Source organism: Peribacillus sp. NPDC058002 (genome assembly GCF_042886655.1).
Classification (GTDB): domain Bacteria; phylum Bacillota; class Bacilli; order Bacillales; family DSM-1321; genus Peribacillus; species Peribacillus aracenensis.
In genome coordinates this window covers 1-17,705 of the sequence record NZ_JBHVQU010000011.1, presented here as the reverse complement: position 1 = coordinate 17,705, position 17,705 = coordinate 1, and the positions used below count along the sequence as shown (strand labels likewise).

Annotated in this window: 23 protein-coding genes; 14 read left to right on the top strand and 9 right to left on the bottom strand. The window is 42.5% G+C overall.

Annotation, left to right across the window (positions count from 1 at the left end; genetic code table 11):
- Positions 1 to 25: 25 nt before the first annotated feature.
- From bshB2 to pdxK, 3 genes are all read right to left on the bottom strand, one after another.
- The gene (bshB2, locus tag ACFVSH_RS04185) at positions 26 to 691 is read right to left on the bottom strand and encodes a bacillithiol biosynthesis deacetylase BshB2 (RefSeq protein WP_098370231.1); all 666 of its coding nucleotides are present in this window, start codon (positions 689 to 691) and stop codon (positions 26 to 28) included.
- 95 nt (positions 692 to 786) lie between these two features.
- On the bottom strand, positions 787 to 1,134 hold the full coding sequence (locus ACFVSH_RS04180; RefSeq protein ID WP_387705005.1) for a YojF family protein: 348 nt from the start codon (positions 1,132 to 1,134) through the stop codon (positions 787 to 789).
- Between the two features lie 124 nt (positions 1,135 to 1,258).
- A complete protein-coding gene (gene pdxK, locus ACFVSH_RS04175) occupies positions 1,259 to 2,086 on the bottom strand; it encodes a pyridoxine/pyridoxal/pyridoxamine kinase (RefSeq protein WP_387705003.1) in 828 nt (275 codons plus the stop codon).
- 370 nt (positions 2,087 to 2,456) lie between these two features.
- On the opposite strand from pdxK, the gene mobA reads away from it, so the two are divergent.
- Genes mobA through ACFVSH_RS04155 form a run of 4 tightly spaced genes read left to right on the top strand, consistent with a single transcriptional unit; the run spans position 2,457 to position 4,816 of the window.
- The gene (gene mobA, locus ACFVSH_RS04170; protein ID WP_387705001.1) at positions 2,457 to 3,092 is read left to right on the top strand and encodes a molybdenum cofactor guanylyltransferase; all 636 of its coding nucleotides are present in this window, start codon (positions 2,457 to 2,459) and stop codon (positions 3,090 to 3,092) included.
- Entirely contained in the window at positions 3,082 to 3,546 is a 465-nt protein-coding gene (locus ACFVSH_RS04165) for a molybdenum cofactor biosynthesis protein MoaE (protein WP_192207297.1), read from the top strand. Before mobA ends, ACFVSH_RS04165 begins: the two co-directional genes overlap by 11 nt.
- Positions 3,539 to 3,772: a molybdopterin converting factor subunit 1 gene (gene moaD, locus ACFVSH_RS04160; protein WP_387601446.1), complete on the top strand. Its 234-nt coding sequence runs from the start codon at positions 3,539 to 3,541 to the stop codon at positions 3,770 to 3,772. The genes ACFVSH_RS04165 and moaD overlap by 8 nt, the downstream gene beginning before the upstream one ends.
- Positions 3,773 to 3,796: 24 nt before the next feature.
- The gene (locus tag ACFVSH_RS04155; protein WP_387601443.1) at positions 3,797 to 4,816 is read left to right on the top strand and encodes a MoeB/ThiF family adenylyltransferase; all 1,020 of its coding nucleotides are present in this window, start codon (positions 3,797 to 3,799) and stop codon (positions 4,814 to 4,816) included.
- A 77-nt stretch (positions 4,817 to 4,893) separates the two neighbouring features.
- Here ACFVSH_RS04155 and ACFVSH_RS04150 read toward each other — a convergent pair whose 3' ends face one another.
- On the bottom strand, positions 4,894 to 5,241 hold the full coding sequence (locus ACFVSH_RS04150; RefSeq protein ID WP_192207294.1) for a YflT domain-containing protein: 348 nt from the start codon (positions 5,239 to 5,241) through the stop codon (positions 4,894 to 4,896).
- Between the two features lie 135 nt (positions 5,242 to 5,376).
- Positions 5,377 to 6,810: a phospholipase D family protein gene (locus tag ACFVSH_RS04145; protein WP_387704999.1), complete on the bottom strand. Its 1,434-nt coding sequence runs from the start codon at positions 6,808 to 6,810 to the stop codon at positions 5,377 to 5,379.
- Positions 6,811 to 6,962: 152 nt separating this feature from the next.
- Between ACFVSH_RS04145 and ACFVSH_RS04140 the strand changes: the two genes are divergently transcribed.
- The 3 genes from ACFVSH_RS04140 to ACFVSH_RS04130 all read left to right on the top strand — a co-directional run bounded on the left by ACFVSH_RS04140 (position 6,963) and on the right by ACFVSH_RS04130 (position 8,563).
- A complete protein-coding gene (locus tag ACFVSH_RS04140; protein WP_260285866.1) occupies positions 6,963 to 7,643 on the top strand; it encodes a uracil-DNA glycosylase in 681 nt (226 codons plus the stop codon).
- Between the two features lie 192 nt (positions 7,644 to 7,835).
- Entirely contained in the window at positions 7,836 to 8,171 is a 336-nt protein-coding gene (locus ACFVSH_RS04135) for a YwdI family protein (protein WP_387704997.1), read from the top strand.
- Positions 8,172 to 8,194: 23 nt separating this feature from the next.
- A complete protein-coding gene (locus ACFVSH_RS04130) occupies positions 8,195 to 8,563 on the top strand; it encodes a DUF423 domain-containing protein (RefSeq protein ID WP_076368389.1) in 369 nt (122 codons plus the stop codon).
- 75 nt (positions 8,564 to 8,638) lie between these two features.
- On the opposite strand, the gene gerQ is transcribed toward ACFVSH_RS04130, so the two are convergent.
- Positions 8,639 to 9,154: a spore coat protein GerQ gene (gene gerQ, locus ACFVSH_RS04125; protein WP_387601429.1), complete on the bottom strand. Its 516-nt coding sequence runs from the start codon at positions 9,152 to 9,154 to the stop codon at positions 8,639 to 8,641.
- A gap of 414 nt (positions 9,155 to 9,568) precedes the next feature.
- Positions 9,569 to 10,318: a hydrogen peroxide-dependent heme synthase gene (gene hemQ / locus ACFVSH_RS04120; protein WP_260285869.1), complete on the bottom strand. Its 750-nt coding sequence runs from the start codon at positions 10,316 to 10,318 to the stop codon at positions 9,569 to 9,571.
- A gap of 262 nt (positions 10,319 to 10,580) precedes the next feature.
- Here hemQ and pta point away from each other — a divergent pair, with 262 nt between their 5' ends.
- On the top strand, positions 10,581 to 11,567 hold the full coding sequence (pta, locus tag ACFVSH_RS04115; RefSeq protein WP_387704995.1) for a phosphate acetyltransferase: 987 nt from the start codon (positions 10,581 to 10,583) through the stop codon (positions 11,565 to 11,567).
- 34 nt (positions 11,568 to 11,601) lie between these two features.
- A complete protein-coding gene (lipL, locus tag ACFVSH_RS04110; protein WP_387704993.1) occupies positions 11,602 to 12,450 on the top strand; it encodes an octanoyl-[GcvH]:protein N-octanoyltransferase in 849 nt (282 codons plus the stop codon).
- A gap of 214 nt (positions 12,451 to 12,664) precedes the next feature.
- Here lipL and ACFVSH_RS04105 read toward each other — a convergent pair whose 3' ends face one another.
- Positions 12,665 to 13,411, bottom strand: coding sequence for an RsfA family transcriptional regulator (locus ACFVSH_RS04105; RefSeq protein ID WP_260285872.1), 747 nt, complete (start codon positions 13,409 to 13,411; stop codon positions 12,665 to 12,667).
- Positions 13,412 to 13,701: 290 nt separating this feature from the next.
- Between ACFVSH_RS04105 and ACFVSH_RS04100 the strand changes: the two genes are divergently transcribed.
- From ACFVSH_RS04100 to ACFVSH_RS04090, 3 genes are all read left to right on the top strand, one after another.
- Positions 13,702 to 13,923 carry a YuzB family protein gene (locus ACFVSH_RS04100; protein WP_048683566.1) on the top strand — a complete coding sequence of 74 codons (222 nt, stop codon included), beginning with the start codon at positions 13,702 to 13,704 and terminating at the stop codon, positions 13,921 to 13,923.
- 237 nt (positions 13,924 to 14,160) lie between these two features.
- Positions 14,161 to 15,468, top strand: a complete 1,308-nt coding sequence (locus ACFVSH_RS04095) for an HD domain-containing protein (protein WP_096339124.1) — start codon at positions 14,161 to 14,163, stop codon at positions 15,466 to 15,468.
- Between the two features lie 32 nt (positions 15,469 to 15,500).
- Positions 15,501 to 16,010 carry a YwgA family protein gene (locus ACFVSH_RS04090; protein ID WP_076368383.1) on the top strand — a complete coding sequence of 170 codons (510 nt, stop codon included), beginning with the start codon at positions 15,501 to 15,503 and terminating at the stop codon, positions 16,008 to 16,010.
- Between the two features lie 29 nt (positions 16,011 to 16,039).
- On the opposite strand, the gene ACFVSH_RS04085 is transcribed toward ACFVSH_RS04090, so the two are convergent.
- Complete coding sequence (locus ACFVSH_RS04085) at positions 16,040 to 16,225, bottom strand: 2-hydroxymuconate tautomerase (protein ID WP_034315897.1); 186 nt, start codon at positions 16,223 to 16,225, stop codon at positions 16,040 to 16,042.
- A 139-nt stretch (positions 16,226 to 16,364) separates the two neighbouring features.
- Here ACFVSH_RS04085 and ACFVSH_RS04080 point away from each other — a divergent pair, with 139 nt between their 5' ends.
- Both ACFVSH_RS04080 and ACFVSH_RS04075 read left to right on the top strand, forming a co-directional pair.
- Entirely contained in the window at positions 16,365 to 17,039 is a 675-nt protein-coding gene (locus ACFVSH_RS04080) for a site-2 protease family protein (RefSeq protein WP_387704991.1), read from the top strand.
- Between the two features lie 41 nt (positions 17,040 to 17,080).
- Positions 17,081 to 17,590, top strand: coding sequence for a YwhD family protein (locus tag ACFVSH_RS04075; RefSeq protein ID WP_260285873.1), 510 nt, complete (start codon positions 17,081 to 17,083; stop codon positions 17,588 to 17,590).
- The last annotated feature ends 115 nt before the right edge of the window (positions 17,591 to 17,705 follow it).

Here is a 17,705-nt window from a genome sequence, read left to right as displayed (position 1 = left end):
AAAAAACCGCCTATTGGCGGTTTCCTTAAAATTTATAGGTCCATAATCGTTCTTTGCGGATCCAGTCCAGAAAATCTGCATCCTGATTTTCGAATTTCTCTTTCCAATCGATCACCATTGCCTGCGTTTGCGAACGGTGGGCAGTGAATGCAGCTACCTTTTTTTCTTCGACGGCAGAGATATCCTGGATGATGTCAGGCTGTCCCAATTCGTCAATGCAGTTATTCGAGAAGGCGACACAATGAAGTTTAGGTCTCTCTTTCTCTTCCATCCTTTCCACTGCCCGAACCACAGCACGTGCTGTCGCTTCATGGTCTGGATGGACACTGTATCCTGGGTAAAACGTAATGATCAATGAAGGGTTCAATTCATTGATGGCATCGGTAAATAATGAAGTCAGCTTTTCATCATCTTCGAATTCAATTGTCTTATCACGCAATCCAAGCATGCGTAAATCTTGGATGCCAATCGCATTTGCTGCATCAATCAATTCCTTTTTACGAATTTTAGGTAGCGATTCCCTTGTTGCAAATGGAGGGTTTCCTAAATTACGTCCCATTTCTCCTAAAGTTAAGCATAAATAGGTGACAGGAGTGCCCGCTTCTCTATGAAGGGCAAGCGTTCCGGAGACCGAGAATGCTTCATCATCGGGATGTGGGAATATAACTAATACATGGCGTTCTTTTTCCAAGGTATATTTCTCCTTCCGTTCTACTTACAGAGTATGGTTATCGGTGAATGGGAGTTTTCATCGGAATCATATGATATATATCAAGCAAGTTGTCATCATTCAAAGGGAGTGGGACTGAGCTGCATGGAGACAGCGAGCTTTCCGGAAAAATCAAGGCCTGCCAATAGCAATCTCCCCTGTTCATCCAATTCGAAGTGGTTAACGCCTTCTGCATATACCCAGCCAATATTGAGCTTCAAGCCGATGCGGTAGGGTCCATCCCCAACTATCTTCCCATGTTCATACTGTATAAAAGCATTACGAATATAGGCACCTGCCGAAAAGAAAGCTTCATCTACATGAGTGGCATAGGCGCCATTTGTTGTTTCAAGGTGAAGATATACATCTTGTCCTGCGAAAGAATCAATGGCATTTTGCACCTCTGAACGGTCTATAGGTTTCATTCTATAATTTCCTCCTTAACTGGGCGGCTAGATAAGCTTTTCCTTCTTTCCATTTTACTAAATAAAAGCAAAAAAAGCGAAAAAGGCCGCTCGATGAATTTGAGCAGCCATTAAACTTGATGTTTTATTTTTGTGTTTTTTCCGCAATTCCATATTTATGGTATGCACCATGATTGACAGGCCCAACATAGTCATTCATCTTCCAAGAATGGCGAACCGCCTCGGTAATGAAGTCTTTAGCAATGAGGATAGCCTCACGCGGGCTTTTCCCTTCGGCCAATTGGGCTGCAATAGCTGCAGAAGAAGAACAGCCGGCACCATGTGTATTGGTCGTTTCGATTTTTTCTGATTCAAGGATTTCGAATTCTTTTCCATCATATAAAAGGTCGATGGCTTTATCAAGATCCAGCTTATTACCGCCTTTGATCAAGACATATTTTGCACCAAGTGCATGAATCTTCTCAGCTGCAGCCCTCATGTCATCAATCGTCTTGATAGGCGCAGTTCCGGCTAACTGAGCGGCCTCGAACAGGTTTGGCGTGACTACAGTTGCACGTGGAACAAGCAGTTCCCGCAGAGCTACGGCCGTTTCAGGGTGCAATACTTCATCTTCACCTTTACAGACCATAACTGGATCGATTACGACTTTGTCCAGCTTCAGCTCGTCTATTTTACGGGCAACAAGTTCAATGATTTCCACTGATCCAAGCATTCCCGTTTTCATTGCGTCAATGCCGATTGATAAAATCGTTTCGATTTGGGCTTCCAAAATTTCGACCGGCGTAGGGAATACATTATGCGACCAGCCATTCTTCGGATCCATCGTCACGATTGTCGTTAAAGCGGACATACCGTAAACACCGAATTCTTGGAATGTCTTTAAATCTGCTTGAAGACCAGCACCGCCGCTCGAGTCCGATCCGGCAACTGTCATAGCTCTTTTCATAGTCATTATGTGACCTCCTCAGGAGAATTAGTTTTCGATATTATCAGCATACCAGTTAATATCCTATTTTTAGAATATACCAAAATTTCTTTTATGTAAAACTTAGTTTTCACCCTATTATGAGTGTCTTAGAGAAAGAATTGCAATGGTTACGCATAAGTCATTTTTTCGTACCTGGAATTCTGGAAATCGGATGGATGGGTAGCCTGCTTGTTTAGATTTGGACCCCACTTTCCATCCTTTGATATACAAAGTAAAGTTTGAGAAGGTGTCATTATTTTCAAAGTTGATTTAAAATATTTAAATATAGCGGACACATTTTGTATAGCTTTACCGTTCTATGCCGGATTAAACCCAAAAAGGGAGGGAGATTCTTGTGGAATGGACAATGTTGCTTTTAGCTGGTGGGAAATCAAGTCGTATGGGAGTGAATAAGGCCCTGTTGACCATAGGTGGCGTTGTGAACATTTCAAGAGTGGCATCCGAATTGAAAAAGGTATCAGAAAACATCATGGTCATTACGAATACTTTTGAAGAATATCATTTTCTGCAACTTCCGCTCATTCCGGATTTACATAAAGATCAAGGCCCGCTTGGCGGATTGCATGCAGGGTTGACCTCATCGAAAACGGAGCTTCAGTTTCTTGTAGCCTGTGATATGCCGTTTGTGAGTGCAGAAGCCATAAAGGATATCATCTCCCATCATGAACCTGAATTCGATGCTGTCGTTCCCGAAATAAATGGCAGGCTCCAGCCGCTTTTTGCTGTTTACCATAAAAGGTGCCTTCCTGCATTGACGGAGTGTTTATTAAAACACGAATTAAAAATGAGTCTATTTTTGGAAAAGATTTCGGTGAAAGTCATGAAAGAAACCGACTTTAAGTTATATCGCGAGAATCCTGAACATTTTCAATACCTTTTTTTCAATATGAATACAATGGAAGATTATCAAGAGGCAGGTTATATTGATCAAACTGAATTATATATAAAGGATGGTAGACATGAATTATAATATTTCAAAAGAGCCGATTGTCATCCAGGAAGTGATTGATAAAGTAGTCAAGCGAAATGCAGGTGCCGTAACGACCTTTATTGGTACAGTGAGGGAAATGACGAAAGGAAAAAAGACTCTCTTCTTAATTTACGAAGCGTATGAGCCGATGGCCATCAAGAAATTGGAGCAAATCGGATCTGAGATCAAGGAACGTTGGCCTGATGCAGAAACGGCGATCACCCATCGTGTAGGTAAACTTGAAATCACGGATATCGCAGTGGTTATTGCCGTTAGTACGCCACATCGAAATGATGCATACGAGGCGAACAGGTATGCGATTGAAAGAATTAAAGAAATCGTCCCGATCTGGAAAAAAGAACACTGGGAAGATGGGGAGACATGGGTAGGAAACCAGTTGGAAACCGTTCCATATCCATCGGGGAAACCGGAAAAGGGGGATATTGATGATTAATGTACTTTTATTTGCCCAATTGAAAGATGAGCTAGGCAAAGAGACTCTTTCTATAGAGGGAAGTGGAATGAGTGTGGCGGAGCTAAAAGGAAAAATGAAGGTGGATTTTCAATTGGAAGGTCTAGAAACCGTGATGACGGCGGTCAATGAAGAATTTGCCGATGATGACACGCTTCTATCTGATGGAGATACAGTTGCTTTCATTCCACCAGTAAGTGGGGGCTAAAGCGTTCGGAAGGGAGGGTTCAAGGTGAAAGAGCGATATTCAAGGCAGACTTTATTCGGCCCCATTGGTGAAGAGGGCCAATTGAAAATTATGAAGAAGCATGTCTTGCTTCTTGGTGCAGGGGCTTTGGGATCTGCTAATGCCGAGGCCCTCACTCGGGCAGGAGTAGGAAAGCTTACCATTGTCGACAGGGATTATGTAGAGATCAGTAATTTACAGCGGCAACAAATGTATACGGAACGGGATGTCGAGGAGAAACTGCCAAAAGCAGAAGCGGCAAAGCGTCATTTGTTTGATATCAATCATGAAGTTGAAGTGAATGCCATCATCATGGACGCAACTGCCCAGAACCTCGAACAGTTGCTTGGTGATGTTGATTTGATATTGGATGCAACCGATAACTTTGAGACACGGATGATTATTAATGATTTATCACAAAAGCTTCATATACCGTGGATTTATGGGGCATGTGTGGGGAGTGTTGGCATGACATTGACGATCCTTCCCGGACAGACTCCATGTTTGCACTGTTTGCTGAAAGCGATCCCCATTCAAGGAATGACCTGTGACACAGGAGGAATCATATCACCAGCTGTAACGATGGTAGTGGCACACCAAACTGCCGAAGCTTTGAAAATCCTTGTTGAAGATTGGAAATCGGTACGGCCTGCACTTGTTTCTTTTGATCTGTGGAGAAATCAATACCAAACCGTTAAATTGACAAAAGCAAAAAAGAAGGATTGTCTCTCATGCGGGGAGAAGAGGACCTACCCCTTTTTAACACTGGAAAATGCAACGAAAACGGCTGTTCTTTGCGGGAGGGATACTGTACAGGTAAGACCGCCAAAACCTTTGGAACTTCAACTCGAGAAACTGGCCAAAGATCTGGACGGCAGCGGCTATTTGGTGAAATTCAATCCATTTCTTCTCTCTTGTGAAAAAGCTGGGGAGCGTATCGTCATTTTCAAGGATGGCCGGGCGTTGATTCACGGTACGAAGGACATGGTCCATGCAAAGGCCACGTACCAAAGCATCCTGGGATAATGAGTATAAAAAACGAGGCTGCCGGTTAAGGAGCCTCGTTTTTTTATGAATCCATATAGGGTAATGGTTAGCGGGTATTAGTGTGTAACCCCGTCTTTATTATCTTGTTTGGAAGCAACGATGACTACTTTTCCTTCGTCAAGCACTTCCTCGTAACGTTCTGCCTCCATATCACTAAGGCCAAGGTTGCTCATTCGGTTACGAAGTTCATCTCCGCGTGATTTAAAGAGATTTCCGACGGTATCAAGGAAACCTTGTTCCTTCATGCCTACATCTTCTGTATTTGTATTCTCGGTAAGGTGTTTTGAACGGGTTTTATCATGGGCAAACAAATATACATCGTCTTTCGTATAACCTGATGTAACTAATTCATCGATTTTTTCCTTTGCTTGTAAACCGTTTTCTACTACATGTACTTGATACATATAAACTCCTCCTTGAATTTAGTGAGATTCTCTTGAATATAGGTAAATGGAATCTTGCTTATTACAGTTGCTGTGCGGCTATAGTAATATATAACCTCATTTGGGCACTGATAAACATTTATATAAAAGAAAATTTTAGTAAGTGGTGAAGCGGAACACCTTCTGAATGCGGTAGGTCAAGTATTTAAAGACAGGCAGTTTCTTCTGGTATGCACTGTAATCCACCGTGTATGTTCCATTTTGATTTGTCCAGAGTCTTTGAAAATAGCTATCGACGTCCTTGGAGACATCCGCATCTTTTGGAGCATGGATTTCAACATTCGCTTCAAGATTATAGTCATCTAGATTGCGTGACGTATAATTAGCGGATCCTCCAAGGATAACCGTTTCATCAGCTCTTTGGATCATCATCAACTTTGTATGGAACTGTTCTTTATCTGTTTTGTACCAGCGGATCGAGATGTTTTCATCCCCCAGTTTTTCGAATTCGGCGGCAACCGGAAGATTGGGAAGCCCGATTTTTTCACTTCCGAAAGCGTTTTGGTTCGGATCCAGTATCATTTGAATCTTCACACCCCGTTTAGCTGCATCCGTTAATGCCTCAACAACTCCGCGATCGGCAATGTAGAACATGGCAAGGTGGATGTTGTCCCCCTTTTTTGCATCCTTAATAGCCTTAAGGACATGTTTATTAATTTTTCCTTCCGTTAGCAGTTGTACTGATATCGGTCCTTTATCTGCTGATGTCCTTTTAAATTCAGGAAATGACTTCGGCCCTCCCGAGAATTTCGAAGCGGCTTCTTCGGATTTGACAAAATCTCCGATGATATTCCCATCCATCTGGAATGCAATATTGGAATGGAATCCACTTGCGTCATGAGGATTGGCAGATGAGATGATGGCCGTTTTTTCAGTAGCGACCACTTTTCGGTGATTGGCTTTGATATTCATCAGTCTAAGATAAGAACGCAAGGTGACCTTTGGTGCGCTTTTAGCCATTGGATTCACAACCCAGCCTTTCCCGCTTTCACCGAACCATTGGAAAAAGGTCCGATATACACCTGAATAGAGAGGATTCGGATCCCGGAGGCGGTCTAAGTTGGTAACAATGACATCAATGCCATTTTTCTTCATCGTTTCCAAGGCCTCTAGCTGGTAGGAATTATAGGAAGTATTCACTTCGTCCGTAATGAAAATGACCTGGAGGCCAGGTTTCTTTTTCTTCTGTTCAACGAGATTATCCTTCAGAGTCTCGGTTAGCTTCGGGAAGTTTATCTTTTCATCATAAAAAGCATTAAACAAAAACATGTCGATTACGATATAAGAATCAGCCTCTTCTATGGCTTGATTTATGGTTTTGAAAATTCGCTGCTCATGTTGTATTTCCCCTTGTTCATCGTGATAGGAAAGGTCATAGATGAAATCGATATCCTCGACATGGTGAACCTTTCCTTCATAGGAAATGCCATCGGGGAGAGGTTTGTAGCTGTTATAGGCGATTACGAGTGCAAGGACGATCAAAATGCTGACAAGCAGATAAAATCGTTTTCTTTTGTACCATTTTTTCATAGGGAATCCTCCAACATGGTTAAATTGCTTGCTAACTTTCTATGTTCCCACTTTTGGGGTATATAGAAACATAAATCGTAATCTATGGAAAAAGGCAAGGCGATGAAGTTTGATATAATATAGTTTCAAAAAGTGGAGAGGGGCTGTGGCAGATGGCAAAGCAGTTATTAACAAATGATTGGTGGCCTCTATTGGAAGAGGAATTCAAAAAAGAATATTACCAGGAGCTAAGAGGATTCATAAAGCAAGAGTACAGTCAGCAGGTCGTTCATCCCGATCAGGACGATATTTTCAATGCACTTCACTATACTCCTTATGAAGACGTAAAGGTTGTCATCCTTGGTCAGGACCCATACCATGGCCCTGGACAAGCACATGGCCTTAGTTTTTCAGTTAAGCCGGGGGTTCGCATCCCGCCTTCTTTAAGAAATATTTTTAAAGAGTTACACACAGATCTAGGTTATGAGGTTCCAAATAATGGTTACCTAGTCGAATGGGCAAAACAGGGAGTGCTTCTATTGAATACCGTCTTGACTGTCCGTGAGGGAGAGGCCCACTCACACCGCGGAAAAGGATGGGAAATCTTTACGAATCAAGTTATTCACCTATTGAATGACCGTCCGAAACCTGTTGTATTCATCCTGTGGGGGAAACCTGCACAAACCAAAATCCCATTAATTGATGAGACCCGTCATAAAATCATTAAGTCTGTACATCCGAGTCCGCTGTCGGCATCCCGTGGTTTCTTTGGCACCAAACCTTTTTCCACAACAAATCAATTGCTGGTGGAAATGGGGGAATCCCCAATTGATTGGAAAATCTCGAACCGATGATATGGGCAAGAAAACGAAACGGGTGAATTGTATGGCGTGCCGCCATTTCTATATAACTTGGGATCCCAGTTTTCCAAAGGGCTGCCGTGCTTTTCAATTTAAAACATCAAACCAGCCTTCTCTTGATGTCTTTTATTCTTCAGGACAGCCATGCTTGAAATTTCAAGCCAAGCCAATTAAGAGGTAGGAAATATGCAAGGTGTTTTCTTCTCTGATTTTTGCTATGCTAGTTATGATAGTTTTGACCTGTATATAGACGAGGTGATAAAGTTGGATATTTCATCAAGACAAATGTTGGATAAAATCGAAGAGCTTGTTTTAAAAGCGAAACAGGCAAATTCAGAGGATAAGGTGCAGGGGTATGTAATCGCCATTAAGTCCCTTTGTGAAGTAATGGTGGATGAAAAAGCGGCGAACATCAGCATGCCGAAGCCAATCACATTGACCCAGCCCGTTATGCCGGCTACACCGAATGTAGAACCGGTTAAAATGGATGAAGCCAATGGGGAGTCCTTGTTCGATTTTTAAATGAGGGAAGGGGAGCGAAATAATTGAAACTGTTCATCATTTTAGGTGCATTGAATGGGTTTATTGCTGTGGCACTAGGTGCATTCGGCGCACATGGACTGGAAGGGAAAATTCCTGATAAATATTTAGAAACCTGGCAAACCGCTGTTCAATATCAAATGTTCCATGCAGTGGGTTTATTGGTAATCGGTTTATTGGCTGGGAAAATCTCAAGTCCGCTGATCAACTGGTCCGGCTGGCTTATGCTAATAGGAATTATCCTGTTTTCCGGAAGCCTATTCGTTCTAAGCGTTACGCAAATCAAAGTCCTTGGGGCCATCACACCGCTTGGCGGGGTTTCATTCTTGGTTGCTTGGGTTTTGATGATCATTGCTGCATATAAATACTTGTAATGAAAAAATTCATTCCAATATAAGAAGAGCCTCAAAATCAAATGGATTCTGAGGCTCTTCTTTTTTGGATTTTCTTCACCTTGGCGAGTAGGTGGCAAGCCCAGCGCCTCCAAATGGATATTCATATTCGATTTCTTCATCAAACGTTATATAATCTAAGTATACCATCGGGATTAAGTATCGTTTTCCCGTTTGAGGGTCGCTTATGATCAAGTGATCGCGACCTGCAGCCTCGATGATTCCTTTGAAGATCTTAGCATTCCATTCCTTGTTGTTTTCAAACGTTGTATAAACAGTGGCTAATTTCCCTTTATTCAATCGCAAGATGTTCTCGATGTATGACGCTTCGATCGGGAGCATGCCAGGTATCTGTGGCCCGGAAGTGGCTGGACTCACCTGCATCGGCATTTGTTGTGGCGTGCCTGCCATAGTGGGCTGTTGTGGCTGGAATCCTTGCTGCGGGTAACCTTGTTGCGGATAACCTTGTTGCGGGCTAGGATTCTGCTGCCTTAGTTCAGGCTCATTATTCTCATAGGGATAATAGGGGCTTCCCCCGTACGGGTAGTTACCATAAGGATTATTTTGTGACATTGCATTCCCTCCTAAATTCAAGGTTTAGTTGATGCTGTGGAATTTGGACAATCCAAGAGTGTGGACTGGGAGAAACTGTGCGATTTATAGCGACCGGTAGTATTGTATATGTTTTCTGGACAATCCCCGGGTGGCTTAAAAAACCACAATGAAAGTTAAGCGATACATAACGGCTGCCGTTCATGATATAAACCATATCCTCTTGCCGGCCAATGAATAGAAGTAACGTTCCTTCACCTCGCTGGAGTCTGGAATTGCCTTGATCAATTTTCCTGATGCTGAATGGGACTGTGAAAAAATAAATTCATCACTATTGAAAATGTATGGGATGTGGATTGGATTTATTCCACAGCCGGGGAAAAATAAAAAGGAGGGGACGCAAAAAAAGCTTCCGGAAACCGGAAGCCCATCGTCTTATACGTATAGGAATGAAGGTACGTTTTCTTCCGGCAGGATATTGCCTACAAAGAAAGAACCAAATGCAGCGTAACGTGCACTCACTTCATCAAAACGCATTTCATAGATTAATTTTTTAAATTGAAGGACATCATCTGCGAAAAGTGTAACGCCCCATTCATAATCGTCAAAACCGACAGAACCCGAAATGATTTGTTTTACTTTACCGGCATAACTGCGGCCAATCAAGCCGTGGGAACGCATTAAGCCTTTGCGCTCTTCCATGGAAAGCATATACCAGTTATCATCGCCATCACGACGCTTGTCCATTGGATAGAAGCATACGTGTTTCGCTTTTGGAAGTATCGGATAAAGTCTTGAACGGACATGAGGGTTCTGGTAAGGGTCCTCACCATCTCCTCCAGCTAAGTAATTGCTCAATTCCACGACGGAAACGTATGAATAAGCGGGAACTGTATATTCGGCAAGCTTCGTTTTATTGAATTCGTTTTCAATTTCATTCAATTCTTCCATGGTTGGGCGGGCAAACATAAGCATGAAGTCCGCTTTCTGACCTACGATGGAATATAGGGCATGGCTGCCTTCATTGTCGCTTTGTGTCATATTCCATTTATCCAGTAAACCTTGGAATTCCGAGATGGCCAATTGGCGTTCGTCGCTTGATAACGTTTTCCAAGAAGCCCAGTCGATCAGGCGGAAATCATGTAAACAATACCAGCCGTCCAGTGTTTGTGCTGCTTCACTCATTACAATCACTCCTAAGTCTTATTATAACTTTAATATAACATAGTTTCAGTATAAGGAAATTTATATCAACCCGCAAACACCATCACTGTTTTTCGGTGTTCAAACAATTTTCAAATTTGCGTCCGATTGGCAGGGTACCAAAGTGGCTGGAATTTACCTGGCTGCTAGAGTATTCTTAAAAGAAGACGACTATGGATTTTCACCGGATGGTTAAATATTGAAGGAAAGAGGGAAAACGTATCTAAAAAAGGAGGAAGAGCCAATGGGTGATTTATTTGAAATACTGGAAGCGAAAGTTATGGGACATAATTTAAAGATCGTTTTTCCAGAAGGGCTGGATGAACAGATTTTGGGAGCGGCAGCAAGGCTTGCCAATGCTAAACTGGTGACACCGGTATTGATCGGGGATATCGGGTTGATTCAAGAGAAGGCAAAAGATATGAAAATCTCCCTTGACGCAATCGAAATATATGATCCGAAGAATTATATCATGATGGATGAAATGGTTGAAGCGTTCGTGAAGGTCCGTGAGGGTAAAGCGACCGAGGTACAAGCACGTGAAATATTAATGGATGAGAACTACTTTGGAACCATGCTCGTCCATATGAAACTGGCACATGGAATGGTGAGTGGTGCAATGCATTCGACTGCCGATACGGTTCGCCCCGCCTTAAAGATCATAAAAACAAAGACAGGCGTCCAAAAAACATCAGGAGTATTCATCATGGTCCGGGATGAAGAAAAATATGTGTTCGCGGACTGTGCGATCAATATAAACCCCGATTCCCAAGATTTAGCCGAAATTGCTATCGAAAGTGCGAAGACTGCACAAATGTTCGATATCGAACCGCGTGTGGCGATGCTGAGCTTTTCGACGAAGGGGTCGGCAACATCCCCCGAAACCTTAAAAGTGGCTGATGCTGTCGATTTGGCAAAAGAAAGGGCCCCTGAAGTCATTCTTGATGGGGAATTTCAGTTTGACGCGGCTTTCGTTCCTTCGGTAGCAAGAAAAAAAGCGCCGGATTCCCTTATTCAGGGGGATGCGAATGTTTTTATTTTCCCAAGTCTCGAAGCAGGGAACATTAGTTATAAGATGGTACAGCGCTTGGGTGGCTTCGAAGCGGTCGGTCCGATCCTACAGGGGCTGAACCGTCCGGTGAATGACCTTTCGAGGGGATGCAGTGAAGAGGATGTATATAAACTGGCTGTCATTACAGCGGCACAGGGATTTGTGGCGCAGTATCAATAGGCACCCTGAGGATTAAATGTAGAGGGAGATTCGTATGAGTGAAACAGATTCATTATTAATGCAGCAAGAGTGGAGGATTATTGATCAATCTTCCGTTGGGCCTCAGTTTCCAGCTCTGGAGTCCTTTGCGATGGATGATACATTTTGTGCTTCCGTAGGGTCAGGTAAATCAGCGGCCGTAGCGAGGGCGTGGGTACATCATCGAACCATCGTCATGGGTATTCAGGATACGAAGTTGCCTTTTCTTAAAAAGGGGTTGGATCATTTAGAAGAACATGGTTTTCAGGCGATCGTGAGGAATTCCGGGGGGCTGGCAGTCGTGCTGGATGAGGGTGTCCTTAATTTGTCGCTCATTTTTCCTGAAAACGAGCAGAAAATTGAAATCAATCGTGGATATGATGCGATGTGGGAGCTTGTCCAATTGATGTTTGCCGATTTCCCGGTCACGATGGAGGCAAGGGAAATCGTCGGTTCCTATTGTCCTGGAAGTTATGATTTAAGTATTAATGGGCAAAAATTTGCCGGGATATCCCAACGCAGGATCCGCAATGGCGTAGCGGTGCAAATCTATTTGTGTGTCAATGGAAGCGGGGCTGAACGTGCCAGCCTCGTAAAGGGTTTTTATGATGCAGCTAAAGGAAATGCAGAAACCAAATTCGCTTATCCTGATATCGTCCCTTCGGTAATGGCGTCCCTAACGGAATTGTTTGGCGTGCAATTGAGTGTTCAGGACGTTATGCTCAGATTCCTGCATGTATTGAAGGAACATAGTGAAAGGATATTCTCTGACACTCTTTCCGTTCAGGAATGGCCGATGTATGAGGCATACTTGACAAGAGTGGTGGAACGTAATGATAAAGTATTCGATGCATTAAAGGATTGATATAAAAGAAACCGTTCCAGTAATTCGGGATCGGTTTTTTTCATTAAATACGACTTTAGCATTCACTGAAACTGTAAAAGGCCTGTATGATAGGCGGAGTTCTTGAAACAATGAAAAAAAAGAGCCTTGTCGGCTCCCTTTTTTAAGATAAACATGGGTGAAACGGCCTTTGGCATGTGGTTGATCTATTATAACTGAACCCCACATTATCTTATTACTCGGCCATTTTCTCCAAATTGCCATTCCGGTCCATCTTGAACTTCGTTGCCGGACGTTCCTCTTCCTCTAACAAGACCAGCTTTCTTGCCCGATTCATAATATTCATCAAAGTTTCATAATCTTCCTGCATCAAGCCGCTGTTTTGTTCCAGGTGGCTGATTTTATTCTCCAAATCTTCATTTCGCTTTTTCAGCCCTTTAATTTCAAGCTTCAATCTTTCATTTTCGGTTTTTAATACTTCAGCTTGAAGCATGCGGGCGTTCATGGATTCCAAATAAGCGATGACGGCCTCAAGGCTCATGGCCGTTTCCAGAGTTACTGGCGTGTGCTGTGTCTTAGGAGCGAGGGCTTCAGCCACAACGAATTCCTCTGCTGCTTCATAATTGGTTGTATCGACTTCGGATTTCACCTCTAGTTCCTCTTCTTGTACATGGGGAACCATTATGTCGGAAATCGTTGGGGACGGCGGTGTATAAAGAAGCCGTTTTTTTCCTCCTTGATCTTTTCCAAGGATCCTTTGCCGCTGCTTACGCTGTTTCTTGGCAAGGGAAAGCGCTTTATCATAATTATGGCGGACAACTGCATTCCAGCGGAATCCGCATGCTGCAGAGGTGCGATTCAACTTATCTCCTACTTCTTCAAAAGCATTAAGCTGAGTGCTGCCTTCCCGCACATGGCGCAATACCGTTTCAGCCAAAAGTAAATCATCTTCTTCTGTCCAGGCGTCTTGACGAACCTTCATTTCTACATACTCCCTTTCTGGTAACTTTTAAAATAAATAACTATATAAAATATCGTGTGGCAGTGATTTATGGAGTGTTCTACTAGCATTTTGGACAAAATCTGGATTTTTTATACAAAAAGGTTAAAAGGATACTAGTTTTTTGATTAATTACATACTTTTACAGCGGCTGCCCTTCCTATTCACACAATCAAGCCCTCTTGATATTCATAAGTAGAAGCGGTAAAATACCCTTTAGTCATATAAATGGATGAAAAATAGTTTGTCATGGAAAGGATGGTGACCGGAGGATGTCCAATGAATTCAGAGTGTGCGATGACTGCTTGGCGGTAAACATTAAAACATTGATCCCGCGTCTTGAAAAGCTTGATCCCGACGCGAAAATTGAAGTGGGCTGTCAATCCTATTGCGGTCCTGGCAGAAAGAAGTCTTTTGCCTTTGTCAATAACCGTCCAGTTGCTGCACCGACAGAAGACGAGTTACTAGATAAAATCAATAAAAAACTAAAGTAGGATCCATGATATATAGGTAGAGTGGATTGTTTGCTTAAGATAAATGGAACAAGTGATCATCACCCAGAATTCAACACACTGCGGTGATTTTTTATTTTCTTATTTTCAAGACAAACTCAGACTGAAACTTCCGTTTTCTTACAAAAGGACCTCTCTTGCTAGCAAGGTGGATGTTAGGGTTTTTTGTCAAAACACGCTATAATGAATGCATCGAGATTATGAAAAAGAGGGAAGTTCATGGGATATTCCGGCGAAAAGTTACAAGAAGAAAAGGTATTCAAGGACCCGGTGCACCGATATATACATGTTCGTGACCGGGTTATATGGGATTTAATAGGGACGAAGGAATTCCAGCGTCTTAGAAGGATTAAACAGCTGGGAACGACTTATTTGACCTTTCATGGTGCGGAACATAGTCGGCTTAGCCATTCGCTTGGGGTATATGAGATTGTCCGGAGAATCGTGGATGATGTTTTCGAGGGCAGACCGGAATGGAAACCTGAGGAACGGTTACTATCCTTATGCGCAGCACTGCTGCATGATTTGGGGCATGGTCCTTTCTCTCATTCTTTTGAAAAAGTGTTTGACCTGGATCATGAGCAATTCACGCGGCAAATAATCCTCGGCGATACGGAAGTGAATAAGATCCTCCTTAGAGTTGGACGTGATTTTCCTAAAAAAGTGGCAGAAGTCATAGCGAAAACCTATAAAGGCAAATTAGTAGTCAGCCTGATTTCAAGTCAGATCGATGCCGATAGAATGGATTATTTACAGCGTGATGCTTACTTCACTGGCGTTAGTTATGGACATTTCGATATGGAAAGGCTTTTGCGTGTAATGAGGCCAAGGGAAGAACATGCCGTCATAAAACAAAGCGGGATGCATGCGGTTGAGGATTACATCATGAGTCGCTACCAAATGTACTGGCAGGTTTATTTCCATCCAGTTACGAGAAGTGCGGAGGTCATACTTACCAAGATTCTACATAGGGCGAAGCATTTATATGAATCCGGTTATGAGTTTGCTCAAGAACCGCACCATTTTTATTCATTGTTCAAGGGTGAAGTGACTTTAACGGACTACTTGAAAATGGATGAAGCGGTGATGCTCTATTATTTCGAAGCATGGGAAGAGGAGAACGATGCGATTTTAAAAGATTTATGCACTCGCTTCGTTAACCGTAAACTATTTAAATATGTGGAATTCCATCCATCGAACAGTCAAATGAACAGGTTGATGGAGTTAAGGACGCTATTCAAGAAGGCAGGCATCGATCCGGATTATTATCTTGTCGTCGATTCTTCATCAGATCTGCCGTATGATTTTTACCGGCCGGGTGAGGAAGAGGAGAGACTGCCGATTCACTTGCTTAAAAATAATGGAGAAATTCGTGAATTATCGCGTGAATCCGAAATTGTCGACGCAATTTCAGGGAAAAGAAGAACGGATCATAAGTTGTATTATCCAGCGGATTTATTGCGTGATGAATCTACGAAGAAAAATATAAAAAAACAGATTCGTAAGCTTTTGGAGCTATCGGATTAAAGTGGTACATTTTTGGTGAGGAGTGACGAGCCTTGTTTAAGGATCATGCAAACATTATCAATGCAATTTCTACTGCAGGTGAAATCTCGGGTCGGAAAAAGTTGCAAAAAATCGTTTATATCGCGAAGAAGCTTTCCTTCCCATTTCATGAAAAGTTTCAATTTCACTTTTACGGACCGTATTCGGAGGAGTTGACCTTACGGATTGAAGAGCTCTGCGAAATGGGTTACTTGAATGAAGTGAGGGAAAAAAAAGCAGGTTATTATCAATATTGTTATTCGATAACGGATGCCGGCCAGGATTTCCTATCCATACAGGAAGTGGAGATGCCGGCACTTGAGGCATGCTTATTGGATATGAACGAACAGAATGCCCGGTTTTTGGAGCTGGTTTCAACGGTGTTATACTTCGACACGCTTGAAAAAGAGGAAGTCACCGAGAAAATTTTCACGCTGAAAAGCAAACAAAAATATACGCTTGAAGAAATTGATGAGGCATATGAATATATTGAGCAGTTAAAAACAAAAGCTAAGCCGAATTGACGGCTTAGCTTTTCCCCATTATGTAAAGCTTATAAATCGCTTTTACGGACACCGGCTACCGCTAAATGATTTTTTGACATTTCTTCAATGAAAATCGTCACGGCTTCAGCTGGTGCTCCAGTTGTTTCCGTAACGGCCGCAGTCACCTTTTCGACTAAAGCCTTTTTTTGTTCGTCTGTACGGCCTTCAAGCATTTTGACTGTTACATATGGCATCTCTTTTCCCCCCTTCCTTCCTTATCTTGTAGTGTTTCACAATGGAAAAAGAATTGCAAGACACGGAAGTCAGAGTTTTTTCACTTCTTGGACTTTTGATGTATACTAACGGTAATAAACAATGGGGGAGAAGCTATCGATGCAATTCTTGGAGCAAATAGAACGGTTTTTGGTTTATCCTTTGGAGCAGCTTCCATATGTCATTGTGTCACTGTTAATCGCATTTACTGTTCATGAATTTTCACATGCTTATGTGGCCTATAAGTTCGGTGACCCGACTGCAAAAAATGAAGGAAGAGTCACATTGAATCCGATTTCCCATTTGGATCCGATCGGGACATTGCTGATATTAATAGCCGGATTTGGTTGGGCTAGACCTGTACCGGTTAATCGTTTTCATTTCAAGAATCCAAAATTGGCAGGAGTGCTCGTCTCTTTTGCCGGTCCGTTCAGTAATTTGATTGTTGCAATTTTGGGGTTTTTAATCTTTTACGGATTGCTTGCAGCAGGCGTTGGACCTGATTTACCGTTTTTCGTCGAGCCGTTCTTAAATATACTCATAAATTTAAATGTCCTTTTATTTGTATTTAATCTGATACCGCTGCCGCCGCTCGATGGCTATAGGATTGTACAGGATCTTGTTTCAGCGGACTTGCGGGCAAAAATGACCCAATATGAACAATATGGCTCCCTGATTTTTTTGATTTTGATCATCACACCGCTGGGCGATTATACAATCAGACCGATTATGGATACCGGTGTTAAATTTGTAGGAGGCATCTTGAGTCAATTTTTTTCACTTTTGTTTTTTTAACCAATAATAAGGAATGACAAACGATAAAGGGGGATACAAACATGGAAGAACAACCAAAGAAAAAGGTAGGCTTCAATATTATAAAAAACGACCCTACAGAAGGTCATGGCGGATATGGAGCAGGGGTTTTAACGCTAGATAATATTTCGCCGGTCATCATCGATGTGGATGCAGGTGAAGCGGAGGTCGATATCGGCGCGATGCATGCGAGAAGTGCAGTGGAAAAAGGGATCAAGTTTTTAAAGACTAAAGAGGAAGTCCCGAATGCCAAACCTTACTGGCTTGTTTGGGTGACCATTGAAGCCACTCAAAACGGTCCGCACTATGCAGGTGTGACAGCATGTGAAATGATGGTCGACAGGTCAATTAGACGCGGTTACAAATCGCTTCCGGAGCATGTCAACCGGATGGATAAATCGCTGAAACGAAAAATCATCGTCGAGGACATGGACGATAAATCAAAGCGTGTGCTTGCAGACTTCCTGAAAAACCATGATGAAGGAATGTGGGAGCGCTCTTCAGATCAGCTGAAGGAGTCTTTGACGGTTTGAATCTTGTTTAATGGATGAAATGTTAAGTTTAGTGAAAAATGCACTTGTAGGAAAGCGATAAAATCAGTAAACTTAAAGACAGCAGTTTAGTCACTGTGGAACTAGGACAGAAAAA